This window comes from Streptomyces sp. NPDC056883 (assembly GCF_042788835.1).
Lineage (GTDB): Bacteria > Actinomycetota > Actinomycetes > Streptomycetales > Streptomycetaceae > Streptomyces > Streptomyces stoeckheimensis.
This window is the reverse complement of the sequence record NZ_JBHUBS010000011.1, coordinates 162,131-176,328: the sequence shown is the minus strand read 5'-3', so window position 1 is coordinate 176,328 and position 14,198 is coordinate 162,131. Positions and strand designations below refer to the sequence as shown.

At 71.5% G+C, this 14,198-nt stretch carries 11 protein-coding genes, 2 tRNA genes and 1 pseudogene; 6 read left to right on the top strand and 8 right to left on the bottom strand.

Annotated features, from left to right (window positions below):
• Nucleotides 1–51 precede the first annotated feature (51 nt).
• Together ACFRU2_RS25725 and ACFRU2_RS25720 are read left to right on the top strand one after the other, a co-directional pair.
• The gene (locus ACFRU2_RS25725) at nt 52–1,725 is read left to right on the top strand and encodes an AMP-binding protein (RefSeq protein WP_382976115.1); all 1,674 of its coding nucleotides are present in this window, start codon (nt 52–54) and stop codon (nt 1,723–1,725) included.
• Nucleotides 1,726–1,799: 74 nt separating this feature from the next.
• Nucleotides 1,800–1,873, top strand: a tRNA-Lys gene (locus ACFRU2_RS25720).
• A gap of 102 nt (nt 1,874–1,975) precedes the next feature.
• On the opposite strand, the gene ACFRU2_RS25715 is transcribed toward ACFRU2_RS25720, so the two are convergent.
• Nucleotides 1,976–2,734, bottom strand: a complete 759-nt coding sequence (locus ACFRU2_RS25715; RefSeq protein ID WP_382976112.1) for an IclR family transcriptional regulator — start codon at nt 2,732–2,734, stop codon at nt 1,976–1,978.
• Between the two features lie 239 nt (nt 2,735–2,973).
• Between ACFRU2_RS25715 and ACFRU2_RS25710 the strand changes: the two genes are divergently transcribed.
• On the top strand, nt 2,974–4,128 hold the full coding sequence (locus ACFRU2_RS25710; RefSeq protein ID WP_382976109.1) for an LLM class flavin-dependent oxidoreductase: 1,155 nt from the start codon (nt 2,974–2,976) through the stop codon (nt 4,126–4,128).
• A 4-nt stretch (nt 4,129–4,132) separates the two neighbouring features.
• Here ACFRU2_RS25710 and ACFRU2_RS25705 read toward each other — a convergent pair whose 3' ends face one another.
• The gene (locus tag ACFRU2_RS25705) at nt 4,133–5,248 is read right to left on the bottom strand and encodes an NADAR family protein (protein ID WP_382976107.1); all 1,116 of its coding nucleotides are present in this window, start codon (nt 5,246–5,248) and stop codon (nt 4,133–4,135) included.
• Nucleotides 5,249–5,577: 329 nt separating this feature from the next.
• On the opposite strand from ACFRU2_RS25705, the gene ACFRU2_RS25700 reads away from it, so the two are divergent.
• Both ACFRU2_RS25700 and ACFRU2_RS25695 read left to right on the top strand, forming a co-directional pair.
• Nucleotides 5,578–7,281, top strand: coding sequence for a glycosyl hydrolase family 18 protein (locus tag ACFRU2_RS25700; RefSeq protein WP_382976104.1), 1,704 nt, complete (start codon nt 5,578–5,580; stop codon nt 7,279–7,281).
• 66 nt (nt 7,282–7,347) lie between these two features.
• Complete coding sequence (locus ACFRU2_RS25695) at nt 7,348–7,515, top strand: DUF397 domain-containing protein (RefSeq protein WP_382976102.1); 168 nt, start codon at nt 7,348–7,350, stop codon at nt 7,513–7,515.
• An 18-nt stretch (nt 7,516–7,533) separates the two neighbouring features.
• Here ACFRU2_RS25695 and ACFRU2_RS25690 read toward each other — a convergent pair whose 3' ends face one another.
• A complete protein-coding gene (locus ACFRU2_RS25690; RefSeq protein WP_382976099.1) occupies nt 7,534–8,064 on the bottom strand; it encodes a hypothetical protein in 531 nt (176 codons plus the stop codon).
• A 134-nt stretch (nt 8,065–8,198) separates the two neighbouring features.
• Nucleotides 8,199–10,079: a putative bifunctional diguanylate cyclase/phosphodiesterase gene (locus ACFRU2_RS25685; RefSeq protein WP_382976096.1), complete on the bottom strand. Its 1,881-nt coding sequence runs from the start codon at nt 10,077–10,079 to the stop codon at nt 8,199–8,201.
• 441 nt (nt 10,080–10,520) lie between these two features.
• On the opposite strand from ACFRU2_RS25685, the gene ACFRU2_RS25680 reads away from it, so the two are divergent.
• Nucleotides 10,521–11,720, top strand: a complete 1,200-nt coding sequence (locus ACFRU2_RS25680) for a M6 family metalloprotease domain-containing protein (protein WP_382976094.1) — start codon at nt 10,521–10,523, stop codon at nt 11,718–11,720.
• Nucleotides 11,721–11,765: 45 nt separating this feature from the next.
• On the opposite strand, the gene ACFRU2_RS25675 is transcribed toward ACFRU2_RS25680, so the two are convergent.
• The 4 genes and pseudogenes from ACFRU2_RS25675 to ACFRU2_RS25660 all read right to left on the bottom strand — a co-directional run bounded on the left by ACFRU2_RS25675 (nt 11,766) and on the right by ACFRU2_RS25660 (nt 14,197).
• Nucleotides 11,766–12,767 carry an alpha/beta hydrolase family protein gene (locus tag ACFRU2_RS25675; protein WP_382976092.1) on the bottom strand — a complete coding sequence of 334 codons (1,002 nt, stop codon included), beginning with the start codon at nt 12,765–12,767 and terminating at the stop codon, nt 11,766–11,768.
• Between the two features lie 313 nt (nt 12,768–13,080).
• Nucleotides 13,081–13,154, bottom strand: a tRNA-Lys gene (locus ACFRU2_RS25670).
• Nucleotides 13,145–13,727 (bottom strand): annotated as a pseudogene (locus tag ACFRU2_RS25665) (bifunctional DNA primase/polymerase). Before ACFRU2_RS25665 ends, ACFRU2_RS25670 begins: the two are co-directional and overlap by 10 nt.
• 122 nt (nt 13,728–13,849) lie before the next feature.
• Nucleotides 13,850–14,197, bottom strand: coding sequence for a hypothetical protein (locus tag ACFRU2_RS25660; protein WP_250741240.1), 348 nt, complete (start codon nt 14,195–14,197; stop codon nt 13,850–13,852).
• Between the last annotated feature and the right edge of the window lies 1 nt (nt 14,198).

Genomic DNA, 14,198 nt, shown 5'->3' with positions numbered 1-14,198 from the left:
CTCCCCGCCCGACGTTCATTTCTGACGGAACGTCAGCTATCCTCCGGCGGCATGCGGACGACGACACCCGAAACCGTCGCGGAGCTCATCGCGAGCCAATGGGGCGACCACCGGCCCGGTCTGAAGTACGCCGAAGGCGTCCTCAGCCACCACCGGACCGCCCGGGAGGCCGCGGCGCGCGCCGCGCTCCTCGTCGACCTGCTGCCGCCGGGGGCGGAGCCGCACATCGGGGTGCTGCTCGACAACACTCCCGAGTTCCCGTTCTGGCTCGGCGCGGCGGCCCTCGCCGGGGCCGCCGTCGCCGGGATCAACCCCACCCGGCGCGGACCCGAGCTGGCCCGCGACATCCTGCACACCGACTGCCGGATCCTGGTGACCGAGCGGACCCACCTGCCGCTCCTGCGCGGCCTCGACCTGCCAGGCGTACGCCTGCTCGTCACGGACACCGACGAGTACGAGGCCCTGCTCGCCCCCTACGCGGGCGCGAAGCCCGGCGACGCGACGCTCGGCCCCGGCCCGACCCCGTCCTCCCGGCTGCTCCTCTACTTCACCTCCGGCTCCACCGGAGCCCCCAAGGCCGCCATCTGCACCCAGGGCCGCCTGGCCGGCGCCGGCGCCTCGCTCGCACGTCACTTTTCGGTCACCCCGGACGACGTCCACTACATCTGCATGCCCCTCTTCCACGGCAACGCCGTCATCGCCGACTGGCTCCCCGCCCTCGCGGGCGGGGCCGCCGTGGCCCTGCGCCGCCGCTTCTCGGCCTCCGCGTTCCTGGACGACGTACGGGCCTACGAGGCGACGTACTTCACCTACGTAGGCCGGGCCGTCCAGTACCTCCTCGCCACCCCGCCCCGCCCCGACGACCGCGCGCACACCCTGCGCCTCGGCTTCGGCACCGAGGCGGGCGCCGTCGACGCGGCGCGCTTCGCCGAGCGCTTCGGGGTCCGCCTCGTCGAGGGCTACGGGGCCACCGAGGGCGGCGCCTCCGTCCAGCGCACCCCCGACACCCCGCCCGGCGCCCTGGGCCGGGCCGGCGCTGGCGACGACCTGGCCGTCATCGACCCGGAGACGGGCCGCGAGTGCCCGCCGGCCGAGCTCGACCCGCAGGGCCGCCTCCTCAACGGCTCCGAGGCCATCGGCGAGCTGGTCAACAAGGGCCGCAGCCTCTTCGAGGGCTACTGGCGCAACCCCGACGCGGAGGCCGCCCGCACCCGCGACGGCTGGTACTGGACCGGGGACCTCTTCTTCCGCGACCCCGAAGGCTTCCTCTACTTCGCCGGCCGCACCGACGACCGGCTGCGCGTCGACAGCGAGAACCTGGCCGCAGCCGTGATCGAGAACATCCTGGCCCGCTGGACGCGAGCGGCCGCGGTCGCCGTGTACGCCGTACCGGACGAGGTGGCGGGCGACCAGGTCATGGCCGCCGTGGCCCTGCGCGAGGGGGCCGTCTTCTCCCCGCAGGGGTTCGCGTCCTTCCTCGCCGCCCAGCCCGACCTCGGCACGAAGATGGCCCCGCGCTACGTACGCGTCGTCCGCGCCATGCCGACCACGGCGACCAACAAGGTCCACCGGGTCTCCCTGCGCAGCGAGGCCTTCCGGACCACCGACCCGGTCTGGTGGCGGCCGCGCGGCGAGGACGCGTACCGGAGGCTGGAGGCGGCGGACCTGACCGGGCTCCTTGCCGCCTATGAAGCCCAGGGGCGGGCCGATCTGCTGGGCCGCTGAAGGCCGGTTCCGCCCGGATCCGGAAGCGGTTTTGAGCACTCCGGAGGAGCAGGTAGTATTTTCTCTGTCAGCAGGCGCCGCTAGCTCAGTTGGTTAGAGCAGCTGACTCTTAATCAGCGGGTCCGGGGTTCGAGTCCCTGGCGGCGCACCTGTCCTTCGGGCGGTTTCCGGTTTCACCGGGAACCGCCCGAAGTGTTTTCCGGGCCGGTCCGCGGGCCGCCGGGGCCCTGCGCAGGGCCCCCGCCACCCGTCAGAGGGTGAGCGACAGCAGCAGCGGCGCGGCCTTGCGGTTCAGCACGTCGGCCGCGGCCCGCAGCCGGTGGGCGTGTTCCACGGGCAGCGACAGCGCCAGGCAGCCCACCGAGGCTCCCGCGGTGATCGGGACGGCAGCGCAGACGGTGCCGACGGCGTACTCCTGCAGGTCGAGCGTGGGCACCGTGGCCGGCTGGCTGTCCAGCTTCGAGAAGAGGACCCGCTCGTTCACGATGGTCTTCGACGTCAGCCGGGCGATCTTGTGCCGGGACAGGTGGTCGCGCCGGCCATCCAGGTCGAGCTGGGTCAGCAGGCACTTGCCGACCGCACTGGCGTGCGCCGCCGAGCGGAAGTCGACCCACTCGTGGACCTTGGGGGTGCGCGGACTGTCCGCGAACTGCGTGATCCGCACCTCGCCGTCCACGTACCGGCTGATGTAGACCGCGGCACCGACGGAGTCCCGCAGCCGGTCCAGAGTGTCCTGGAGCTTGTCCTGCAGCGCCTGCTGGCGGTCGACGCCGGAGCCGAGGAGGACGAGCGAGTCCCCTATGGCGTAGGCGCCGTCGGACACCTGCAGTACGTACCCCTCCCGGCGCAGCATGAGGAGCATGGGGGCGAGGTGGACCGCGGGCAGGCCGGTCTCACGCGCGATCTGTATGTCGGTCACGCCGCCGGTATGGCGGGCGACCGTTTCGAGTACGCGCAGGGCGTACTGCACCGAGTGGAACGGCGCGGTCGGCTCGGGCTTCAGCGCCACGGTTTCCCCCTAGCAGGTTGTTACCGCTTGCTCTCACACGATAGCCATCAAGAGGGCCGTGTGGAGCGCCTGTTGATGAGATTGATGGCTCAATCACACCGGTCTGCCTGGATCTACTCCGGAGGCATATGCCAAGGTCATGAGTGGTGTCCGAGAGTGCCGGGAATGCCCGGACCCGCCCTGCGGTTCGGGTTCTTCGTAGGGACGAGGACGGACGGGCGAGCGGAGCGGGAGAGACGATGAGTGACACCGGAGACGCGGGAGACGCTGGACGACGGGGAGACGTCCGTCCGGGCACAGGTTCGGGAGACGGACCGGGTGCCGGAGCCCACGAGATCCACGGGACGACCCTCGGCCGGGCGCCCGTACCGCTCTCCGTGCTCGACCTCGTCACCGTCGGCGCGGGCAGCACCGCCCACGCCTCCCTGCGCACCAGCGTCGACATCGCCCGGCTCGCCGAGTCCCGCGGCTACCACCGCCACTGGGTCGCCGAACACCACTCCATGCCCGGGGTCGCCAGCTCCTCCCCGGCCGTGATCCTGGCCCACCTCGCCGCCCACACCTCCCGGATACGGCTCGGCTCGGGCGGGGTGATGCTGCCCAACCACGCACCCCTCGCCATCGCCGAGCAGTTCGGCACCCTGGAAGCCCTGGCCCCGGGCCGGATCGACCTCGGCCTCGGCCGGGCCCCCGGCACCGACGGGCAGACGGCCGCCGCGCTGCGCGGGCCCGGGCGACGGGACGAGGCCGTGGACGAGTTCCCCCGGCAGCTCGCGGAGCTGATCCGCTTCCTCGACGACGACTTCCCCGACGGCCACCCGTACGCCCGCGTGCACGCGGTGCCGGGCCCCGTCCAGGGCCCCGCCGGGCGGCCGCCGATCTGGCTGCTGGGCTCCTCCGGCTTCAGCGCCCGCCTCGCCGGCGGACTCGGGCTGCCCTTCGCCTACGCGCACCACTTCTCCCCGGCCGGGACCCTGCCCGCCCTCGACCTCTACCGGCAGTCGTTCCGCCCCTCGGCCGTCCTGGACGCCCCGTACGCCGTCATCGGCGTCGCGGCCCTCGCCGCCGACACCGCCGCGGAGGCCCGCGCGCAGGTGCTGACCGGCGCGCTGTCGATGCTCCGGCTGCGCAGCGGGCGCCCCGGGCTGGTCCCGACGCCCGAGGAGGCGGCCGCGTACCCGTACACGCCGCTGGAGCGGGAGTTCGTGGACGACCGGCTCGCGAGCGTGGTCCACGGCACCCCCGACGAGGTCACCGCGGGCCTGGACGACCTGGCGAAGCGGACCGGCGCGGAGGAACTGATGCTGACGGCCAACGCCCACGCGGGGGAGGCCCGCCTGCGCTCGTACGCCCTCGTCGCGGACGCGTACGGCATGCCGCACCTCGACGCCTGACCCGTCACGGGCCGGGGATCCCGGCCCGCCGCATGTGCAGCTCGGACCGGACGAGCTCGAGGAGCCGGCCGGTCCAGTTGCGGCCCCGGCCGGCGCCCTCTCCCCAGAAGGCCGAGCTGATGTCCTCGTAGACCAGGGTGGCGTCGCCCGTCGCCAGCAGGATCTCGGCCAGCTCGGGATGCTGGTCGTACTTGGCGCGCAGCAGGCCGGCCATGACGGCGGTCCGGGCGTGCTCCCAGCCCTCGCGGCGCGGTGTCGCGACGGCGAGATCTCGTGCCGCGGCAGGGGTGGCCGCGGCCGCGATCGCAGCGCGGACCTCCGGCTGAGCGGCCGACAGGGCCCAGTAGGCGTGGGAGACCGACGGGTAGTCGGCCTGGTCCACAGTGATGGGGGCGGGGTAGGTGTTGTGCAGTCCACGCCGACCGGGTTCGGCCACCGGATCGTTCGGTATCCAGGGATGAAGGTGGACCGCCGGAGCGTACGCAGTCAGGGGTCCGTCTGCTGAAGCGCGCACCCGCAACTCCGCCAGCCGGTCGGCCTGCTGCTCGAAGTGCGCGACGGCCCTTTCGTACGCTTCCTGCGTGACCGGCGGGTCCGCCGCCAGGTACGTCCGGCCCCCGGGGCCGGCCACCAGGACCCGCAGGTTCCAGTCCTTGCCGTCCATGTCACCCATTGCACGGCGCCGCGAGACCGGGACGGCCAGGAACGCGGCCCGGGCCGCGGCCCGGTTCTCCTCCGTCCGGTCGGCGAGGAAGGCCCTGACGGCGGCCATGCAGCGACCCGCCGAGTCGGGCCGCTCGTTCAGCCGGTCGACGGTGTCGCGGACTTCGGCGATCAGCAGGTCGGGGGTGAGCTGGTTCCGGGGCTCACCGAACGTCCAGCGTGCCAGGCCGTGGATGGCCGCCGGGGCACCCTCCGGGAGGGTGGTGGCCACCCAGCCGGACCGTACCTTCTCCTCGAACTCCTCGAGGGTGACCAGGCCCCAGCAGTCGACGAGCCCGTCGGCGTAGATGAAGAGGTCGGTCAGGAAGTAGCGGCCGTTGCGGATGAAGGCGGGCCGCCAAGTGCCGGGTATGTGGACGCCGTCCACGATGCGATGGGTGGTTCGCCTGTTGATCATCCCGCGATTCTGCCGCCGCCGCGCACCCGCCCGGAAGGGTTCACGGGTGTACAGCGAGCCCGCAGGGCATCGCACGGGCCTACATCCGGAGTTTGGCTGGTTTGTTGCCGAAACCTTGCCGGAGCGTGAATGAAGGCAGCCTTAAATCGCTCGTCACGACGGGTGGCGGGGGATTTTTGGTGGGGGTCCACGTCGCTGACGTGGGGTTCTGGGCTGCGAGTGGTCTAGTCCTTCTTTGGTCCAAACCATTGACTCGGGACCGGAGTGATCGCTATCACTATCCCCACCTGAAGTCTTGCCTTCCCCTCCCACTTCCCCGGAGGCAGTTCATGCACATCCGTAAATCCCTCATCGCGGCCGCCGCCACGGCCGCGCTGGCCGGCGGGACGCTGGCCGCCTTCGCGGGACTCACCACCGCCTCGGCCGCCGAGGCCGGGACCACCGCTTCGGCCGGCAACGTCAAGATCGCCTACTACGACCAGTGGTCCGTGTACGGGAACGCCTTCTATCCCAAGCACCTCGACACCCGTGGCATAGCGAGCAAGTTGGACGTCATCAACTACTCGTTCGGCAACATCCACCCCACCAACCTCACCTGTTTCGAGGCGAACAAGGCGGCGGGCGACGACAACAACCCCAACGCCGGTGACGGTGCGGGCGACTCGTACGCCGACTACCAGAAGTCCTTCAGCGCGGCCGACAGCGTCAGCGGCGTCGCCGACAAGTGGGACCAGCCGATCGTCGGCGTGTTCAACCAGTTCAAGCAGCTCAAGGCGAAGTACCCGAACCTGAAGATCAACATCTCGCTCGGCGGCTGGACCTACTCGAAGTATTTCAGCGACGCGGCCAAGACCGACGCTTCCCGCAAGAAGCTCGTCTCCTCCTGCATCGACCAGTACATCAAGGGCAACCTGCCCGTCGAGGGCGGCTACGGCGGCGCGGGCAGCGCGGCCGGCATCTTCGACGGCATCGACATCGACTGGGAGTACCCGGGCTCGTCGGGCGGCCACCTCGGCAACCACTACGCCCCCGAGGACAAGCAGAACTTCACGCTCCTGCTCAAGGAGTTCCGCCAGCAGCTCGACGCCTACGGCACGGCAAACGGCGGCAAGAAGTACCTGCTGACCTCCGCCCTCCCGGCCGGCCAGGACAAGATCAAGTACATCGAGACGGACAAGATCGGCGCGTACCTCGACTACGCGAACATCATGACGTACGACATGCACGGCGCCTGGGACTCGGACGGTCCGACGTACCACCAGTCCCCGCTGCTGCCCTCGTCGTCCGACCCGACCGACGTGATCGCCCCGGGCACCGAGAAGTACAGCATCAAGAACGCCATCGACTCCTGGATCGACGGCAACGCGTCCTACGGGATCACCGGCGGCTTCCCCGCGAACAAGCTGGTCCTGGGCTACGAGTTCTACTACCGCGGCTGGAAGGGCGTGCAGCCCGGCACCACCAACGGCCTCGCCCAGCCCGCCACCCTGGCCTCCGCCGCCCGTCCGACCAGCCAGCAGGCCGGCATCGCGCTCTACAAGGAGCTCGGCGGCATCGTCGACAACCCGGCGACCACCTTCTGGGACGACCAGGCCAAGGCCTCGTACTTCTTCAAGGACGGCGAGTTCTTCACCGGCCTCAACCAGAAGTCCATCCAGGCCCGTGTCGACTACGGCAAGCAGCGCGGCCTGGCCGGCGCGATGATGTACTCCCTGCTCGGCCTGGACAACAACGCCACGCTGCTGAACCAGATCTCGGACTCCCTCGGTGGCACCACCCAGCCGCCGACCACCCCGCCGACCACGCCTCCGACCACCCCGCCCACGACGCCTCCGACCACCCCTCCGACCACGCCGCCGACGACGCCGCCCACGGGCTGCACCGCTCCGGCCTACGTCGCGGGCAACATCTACACCGGTGGCACCGAGGTGTCGTACAACGGCCGCAAGTACAAGGCCCAGTGGTGGACGCAGAACGAGGTGCCCGGCACCACCGGTGAATGGGGTGTCTGGAAGGACCTCGGCGCCTGCTGATCCCCCCACCCCGCGCCGAGCGCCGGTAGCCCCCGCCCCCTCCTCCCGAGGGGCGGGGGCTGCTGTGTGAGCGGATCTCTTGAGCGCAGGACCCCGCACTACTCCAGCGGCGGCGACTGCGTTGAGGTCGCCCCTCAGCCCTGTCGGGTCGCCGTCCGTGACTCCAAGCGACCCGACGGTCCGGCCTTCACCATCGCGCCCGAGGCGTTCGGAGCCTTCGTCCGGAGCCTCTGAGCCGCGAGGCTCGACGTGCTAGTGGTCGACGAACATCTCGAAGTCGTTGTAGCCGTCGGCGAACACGTACGTGTAGGGCTTGTCGAAGAGCTTGTGCCAGTTGTTGTTGGTGTCCTGGGCCCAGAGTTCTTCCCGGGTGATCTTCACGTTCTTCTGGCGGCCCGGAGGGGTGTTCGGCGTGGTCACCGTCAGGGTCAGGCTGGTGAGGTCCTTCCAGACGATGTGGTTCGCCGGCTTGGGGCCGGCCAGCAGGTTGACCCGGCTGTGGGTGTTCTGGAAGTCGCCGAACTTCTGCAGGTGTTCAGGGTCGGAGTCGCAGCCGTTGGTGTTGGTGCGCACCAGCCTGGTCCAGGTGTCGCTGCCGGACGCGTCCCTGTACCGGGCCGTCACCCAGGCCGGGATGCACGAGTTGGTGTTGGAGAGTTCGGCGACGTCGAACCAGAGGCTGAACGCCTTGAATTCCTCCGCCCCCGCAGCCGCGGCAGCGGTAGCGGGGGATGTGCTGAGCGAGCCGGCCAGCAGTGCCGCCCCCGCCGTTGCCGTGAACAACCTACGAAATCCTCGAACGCTTCGCACAGCCATGCCGCACCCCAATGTCTGATCGGTCCAAGTTCCCTGCGGCAACAGGCTAGGTAACGTTCAGTAGTCGGGCAATCACTCGGAAGAGTTGTTAAGGATCAAGCTCAGACCTCGGGGTGCGGGGCGGGCCCCTCCGGCTGCGCGGGGTCCGTACCCGCTCCCGTCGCCTGCGCGGCGGCCGCTTGGCGGCTGACGATGGCGGCGATCTCCTCCGGGGCCACCGCCCGGGAGTACAGCCAGCCCTGGCCGGTGTCGCAGCCGACGCGCCGCAGGCGGGCCGCCTGGCTGGCGGTCTCCACGCATTCTGCGGTCACCGTCAGGCCCAGCCGGTGCGCGAGCTGCACCAGGGCCTCGACGATGGTCTCGTCGGCCGGGTTCGGGTGGGAGCCCTCCTCGTAGCGGAAGCCGCGGACGAAGGAGCCGTCCAGCTTGAGGACGGAGACGGGCAGGCGGCTGAGGTAGGCCAGGTTCGAGTAGCCGGTGCCGAAGTCGTCGATGGCGATCCGCACCCCCATGTCGCTCAGGGCCTGGAGGGCCTGGAGCGGGCGGCCCGCCGAGCCCATGACGGCCGACTCCGTCAGTTCGAGCTGGAGCAGCTGGGGTGCGAGGCCGGTCTCCGCCAGGATCTCGGCCACGTCGCCGACCAGGTCGGAGTCCCAGACCTGGCGCACGGCCACGTTGACGGAGACGAAGACGGGTGCGTCGCTGGGCTGCTCGATCTGCCAGCGCCGGGCCTGCCGGCAGGCGGTCTGCAGCACCCAGCGGCCCAACTGGACGATGGAGCCGTCCTCTTCGGCAATTCCGATGAACCGATTCGGCGTCAGCGTGCCGAACTGCGGGTGGTTCCAGCGCACCAGGGCCTCCACCCCGCGCACCGCCCCGCTCTCCAGGTCCACCAGCGGCTGGTACTCCACGATGAACTCGCCGCGTTCCACGGCCGGTCGGAGCGTCGAGGAGAGCGCCTGGCGGGTCATCCGGTGCGCGTTGCGCTCCGGGTCGAAGAGGGTCCAGCGGGCCTTGCCGTCCGCCTTGGCCCAGTAGAGGGTCGTGTCCGCGGCCTGCATCAGGCCGGTCGCCGAGGTCCCGGCGGCCGCCCGCTCCACCACCCCGATCGACGCGGAGACCGACAGCCGCTGACCGGCCAGGTCGAAGGGCTCCTGTACGGCGGCCAGCACGCTCCGCGCCAGGTCCGCGAGCTGCTCGGTGCCGGTGGAGTCCTCGACCAGCAGCGCGAACTCGTCGCCGCCGAGCCGGGCCACCAGGTGGCCGCCGGTGCGCCCGTAGCCGGACTGGTCGGCGCACTGGGTGAGCCGCTGGGCGACGGCGGTGAGCAGCCGGTCGCCGACCCGGTGGCCGAGGGTGTCGTTGACGGCCTTGAACCCGTCGAGGTCCAGGTAGCACAGGCCGATCCGGCCCGTCCCGCTCTGCCCGTACGAGGACGCTTCCAGGGCGGCGGAGAGCCGCTCGAAGAACAGCGCCCGGTTGGGCAGCCGGGTCACCGGGTCGTGCATCTGGAGGTGGCGCAGCCGGGCCTGGAGGTCGCGCCGGTCGCTGATGTCGGCGACGGACAGGAGTACGTCGCCTGTGTCGGTCCCGGCGACGGGGCCGAGGGTGATCTCGGTCCACAGGGAGTGCCCGTCGGGGTGCTTGAGGCGGCGGGTGCAGCGGAGCCGGGCCTGCCGGCCGCGCAGCACCTCCTGGTAGGCGTGCCAGGTCCGGGCCTCGGAGGCCAGGTCGACGAGGTCGGCGGCGGACTGCCCGGCGAGGAGGTGCGGCTCGGAGCCGAGGAGCGCGGCGAGGGCCTCGTTGGCTCCGGCGATGTGGCCGGTCCGGTCGACGACGGCCATGGGGAGGTGGGCCGCGTTGAAGGCGGCCCGGTAGTCGGCCCGGTAATCGGCCTGGTGGTCGGTCCGGTGCTCGGCCTGGTGGTCGGCACGGTCCGGGGTTGCCGTCGCCGCCGGCGTCGCCGGGTGACGCTGCGTCATGGCCGGTCGGATGCTGTCGGCCGCCGAACCGGTTCCATCTGGGGTTCCGCTCACCGTTGGCTCCCGCAGTGCGTGTGAGTGTCCGTGCAGGAAAGTGTGCCGATCATAGAGGCTCACGGACGGCCCTATCCAGCGGCGACGCCGTGTGGGGCGCGGGAGTTCGGCGTGATGACGGTTCGTCGACCTGATGGCGAATGATCGTTTCCGCACGGCTGTGAGCATCCGGCGCCCACCGCTGACCCGACCTGACCGGTCGTGACTTTCCGTAGGCGCATGTGCGAAACCCGGCGTCACCGGCTTGCCCTAGTGCTCACTCGTGTGGGGCAGCGGAACAGGGCATTAGTAAGACAATCGCCCCAAGGTGGATGAACAGGTACTAATCCACCACCGGAGGTCGATGTGCCGCGACAGCAGACACCCGGGGGAGTGGACCGCTCCCGCATGCGAACCACGGCGGCGGCGCTCACTTCCCTGACGGCGCTCGCCGCCATGTCGCTCGTCGCGGGACCCGCGGTCGCCGCTCCCGGAGCCGGACCCTGCGCGCTGACCCGTACCGCGGCCCACCACTCCCTGGGCCTGGACAGCTGGAACGGCGCCTACCCCAAGCCCGAGCGCACCCTCAATGCGGTCATGGTGTTCCTCTCCTTCCCCGACCACCGCACCACCCTGACCACCGACGCGCTCACCGCCGACTACTTCCCGGCGACCAGCGAGTTCTTCGAGCGGGCCTCCTACGGCCGCTTCCGGCTGGTCCCGCACCCGCAGAAGCAGTGGATCCAGATGCCGAAGCCGTCGGTCGCCTACGGGATACAGCGCGACTGGGCCCCGGCGGACCGGGCCGCCTACCTGCGGGACGCGGTGGCCGGCGCCGACCCGTCGGTGGACTTCAGCCAGTACGACGTCGTCTACTTCGTGGCCGACCCGGACGCGCCCGGCGTCGACTCCGATGCCACCAAGGTCGTCAACTTCGAGCAGCCGATCCGGGCGGACGGCGCCGACCTGCGCCGCATCGTCACGGTCTTCGAGAAGCACCCGCCGGACCGCAACGTGCTGGCCCACGAGACCGGGCACGTCTTCGACCTGCCGGACCTCTACCACCGCCCCTCGGACGGCAAGGGCGACTGGGACACGTACGTCGGGGACTGGGACGTCATGGGAAGCCAGTTCGGCATGGCCCCGGACCTCTTCGCCTGGCAGAAGTGGAAGCTCGGCTGGCTGGACGCCTCCCAGGTGGACTGCGTGGGATCCGGCTCCTCCCTGCACACCCTCCAGCCGCTGTCCGAGGCCCCGCGTCCGGGCGGTACGGGCGGCACCCGGCTCGCGGTGGTCCGTACGGGAGCCGGCAGCGCGATCGCCGTCGAGGCGCGGGGCTCCGCGGGCAACGACGGGGACACCTGCACCGAAGGGGTCCTCATCTACCGGGTCCGCAACGAGGCGGCCTCGGGCGGCGGGCCGATCGAGGTCGTGGACGCGCACCCCGACACCGAGGCCTGCTGGGACCGGTCGGTGTACCCGCCGCTGGCGGACGCCCCCCTGGAGGTGGGGGAGACCTTCACCGTCCCGGGGGAGGGGATCACCGTGGAGGTGGCGGACCGCACGCAGTCGGGCGCGTACACGGTGAAGATCACGCGGGAGCGGTAGCGGTAGCGGCAGTATCGGTAGCGGGAGTCGGTGCGGGCGTCGCCGTCAGCCGCGGGTCCAGCGGAAGTCGATCTCCGGGTAGCGCGGGGAAGGGGCGTTCAGCAGGGGCGACGGCCGGCCCTTCAGGAACCGGTCGAGGCACATGCGGGTGTACGTCCGGATCAGCTCGGTCGAGCGGGCCGGGTCCAGGGTCCCGAGCAGTTCGGCGTACAGGTCGGGCGGCCAGGCCTCCGCCAGGCCGCCCGGGACGGCGAAGTGCGGCAGGTCGGTGTAGGTGAGGTGGCCGGTGTCGCGCGCCCGCAGCTGGCGGCCCCAGCCGCGCTGGTGCTCGCGCCACCGCCGCCAGGTGTCGTGGTCCTCCAGCGCGGTGAGCAGCAGGTAGGGGCGGTCCAGCCCGAGGTCGGCCACCGAGGAGCCGAACAGGGCGCCGTCGAGGCCGACCCCGACGGCGAAGCGGTCGTCCACCCGCAGGAGCTCGGCGGCGGCGGCCCCGCCCATGGAATGTCCGACGACGCCGATCCGGCGGGGGTCCGCGCAGGGCGAGCGCCGCCGACGGGCCAGGGTCGTGGCGACGAACCGCAGGTCACCGACGCGCGCGGCTATTTCGAGGCGTTCCTGGCGGTCCCAGTCGTCGGACTCCTCGGGCAGCACGCTGTGGACGGCGCGGCCGTCCGGGAACTCCACCACCGCAGCGTCGTAGGTGTGGTCGATGCCCGCGACCAGGTACCCGTACGAGGCGAGCTCCTCGGCCAGGGCGGTGCAATTGCTGCGGCCGCCCTTGCGCCCGTGCCCGAGCAGCACCAGCGGCAACGCTCCCGGCACGGCCGGTGCACCGGTCCGGGCGTGCGGACGTACGGCGCCCAGGGTGCCCGCCTTGAGCGGCAGGCCCGTCTCGAGGGCGGCGGCGACCCGGCTCGTGGTGTACGGGGCCCGGCGGAAGCCGGTGGTGGTGAGCGCGGGGTACCAGAGCTGCACCATGAGTTCGCGCGGCCTGCGGTCCGGCGCGAGGGGGTCGTCACGGTCGTGGTCGACCAGGTGCAGGTCCACGGTGCCCACCGGCTGCCGGGAAGTGGGAGCGGGCAGGTCGATGACCTGCCCTCCGTGCCCTCCCTGCCCTCCGTGCCCTCCGTGCCCTCCCTGCCCTCCGTGCCCGGCGGCCCGCGCGGGCACGGAGGGCAGGGCGACCGCCCCCGCGCTCGATCCGGCGAGAACCAGTAAGGACCTGCGCGTGACCATCAACCACCCCGAGGCAACCGCGTGCGGAAGGACGTGACGAACGCTCACCCTAGAAGGTCTGGACCATTCTGCCTAGGACACGACGAAAAAGGCCCCCACGTGAGTGAGGGCCTTTCTCCGTCTGTGCGCCGCCAGGGACTCGAACCCCGGACCCGCTGATTAAGAGTCAGCTGCTCTAACCAACTGAGCTAGCGGCGCTTGGTGACGAGAGAGACATTAGCACCCCGAGCGGCGATCGGAAAAATCGATATCCGCAGCTCGGGTGGCGCGGACGAACGCCCACAGCAGCGCCTCGGGTCCGGGCAGCCAGGGCAGCCGCGTATCGGGCGCCACGAGCCAGCGCGAGGGCCCGCCGTCCGCGGCCAGCGCGGGCACGGTGACGGCGTCGCCGGGGCCGTGGCAGAGCGGTGTGGGGACGGGGGTGCTCCATTCCTCCCAGGCCAGCAGGGCCGGCAGCCGGTGGGCCGTGCCGGGGGCGGCGAAGAGCAGGGTCCGCCCGCGGTGCACGGCGGCCGGGCCGGAGCCGGGGCCCTCGGCCCAGAGCAGGTCGAGCATCCGGCGGCCGAGGACGAGGGGGACGTTGACGACGTCGAAGGCGGTCCCGCAGGGCAGCACGGCGGGTGCGGTGGGCCGGGCCTGCCAGGCGGCCAGAGTGCCACCGGGCTGGGCGGAGGCCGAGGCCAGCCAGGCGGCGCCGGCCGGGGTGACGTGGGTCGCGGAGGCGGTCGTCGGCCGCGGGTCGAGCGCGGGGCAGCTGGTCAGCGTCGTCATGCGTCCAGGTCTACCCGCGGTAGCGGACCGATCTCCGGGAGTTACGGGAAACCGGGACAGGCCGGGTGGGACTGGGGTATGTTGCGCCCCGCATATGCCAGTGGTCCCGGCCGGGTGCGCCCTCAGGCGCCCTCGGGGGCGGTGCCGCGCAGCAGGGACTCGCCGAACTCGATCATCTTGCGGGCGTAGTCCTCGGTCCACTCCGCCTGCTCCGCGATCGCCGCCGCCGACAGCCGGTCGAACCGCCGGGGGTCCGCGAGCTGCGCCGCCGCCACCGCCTGGAACTCCACCGCCCGCTCCTGCGCGGCGCGGAAGGCGAGGGTCAGCTCCGTTGCCCGGACCAGCAGTTCCCGCGGGTCGTCTATCGATTCGAGGTCGAAGAAGTGCTCCGGGTCCGTGACGGTCTCCGACGGCTCGAAGAGCAACTGCGCGGGCCGCAGCCTCCGCTCGGTCCGCTCGGGCTCTGCCATG

Coding starts and splice junctions, on each gene's coding strand:
- ACFRU2_RS25700 (WP_382976104.1), top strand. CDS start 5,578: ATGCACATCCGTAAATCCCTCATCGCGGCCGCCGCCACGGCCGCGCTG.
- ACFRU2_RS25710 (WP_382976109.1), top strand. CDS start 2,974: ATGAGTGACACCGGAGACGCGGGAGACGCTGGACGACGGGGAGACGTC.
- ACFRU2_RS25680 (WP_382976094.1), top strand. CDS start 10,521: ATGCGAACCACGGCGGCGGCGCTCACTTCCCTGACGGCGCTCGCCGCC.
- ACFRU2_RS25725 (WP_382976115.1), top strand. CDS start 52: ATGCGGACGACGACACCCGAAACCGTCGCGGAGCTCATCGCGAGCCAA.
- ACFRU2_RS25685 (WP_382976096.1), bottom strand. CDS start 10,079: ATGACGCAGCGTCACCCGGCGACGCCGGCGGCGACGGCAACCCCGGAC.
- ACFRU2_RS25660 (WP_250741240.1), bottom strand. CDS start 14,197: ATGGCAGAGCCCGAGCGGACCGAGCGGAGGCTGCGGCCCGCGCAGTTG.
- ACFRU2_RS25705 (WP_382976107.1), bottom strand. CDS start 5,248: ATGATCAACAGGCGAACCACCCATCGCATCGTGGACGGCGTCCACATA.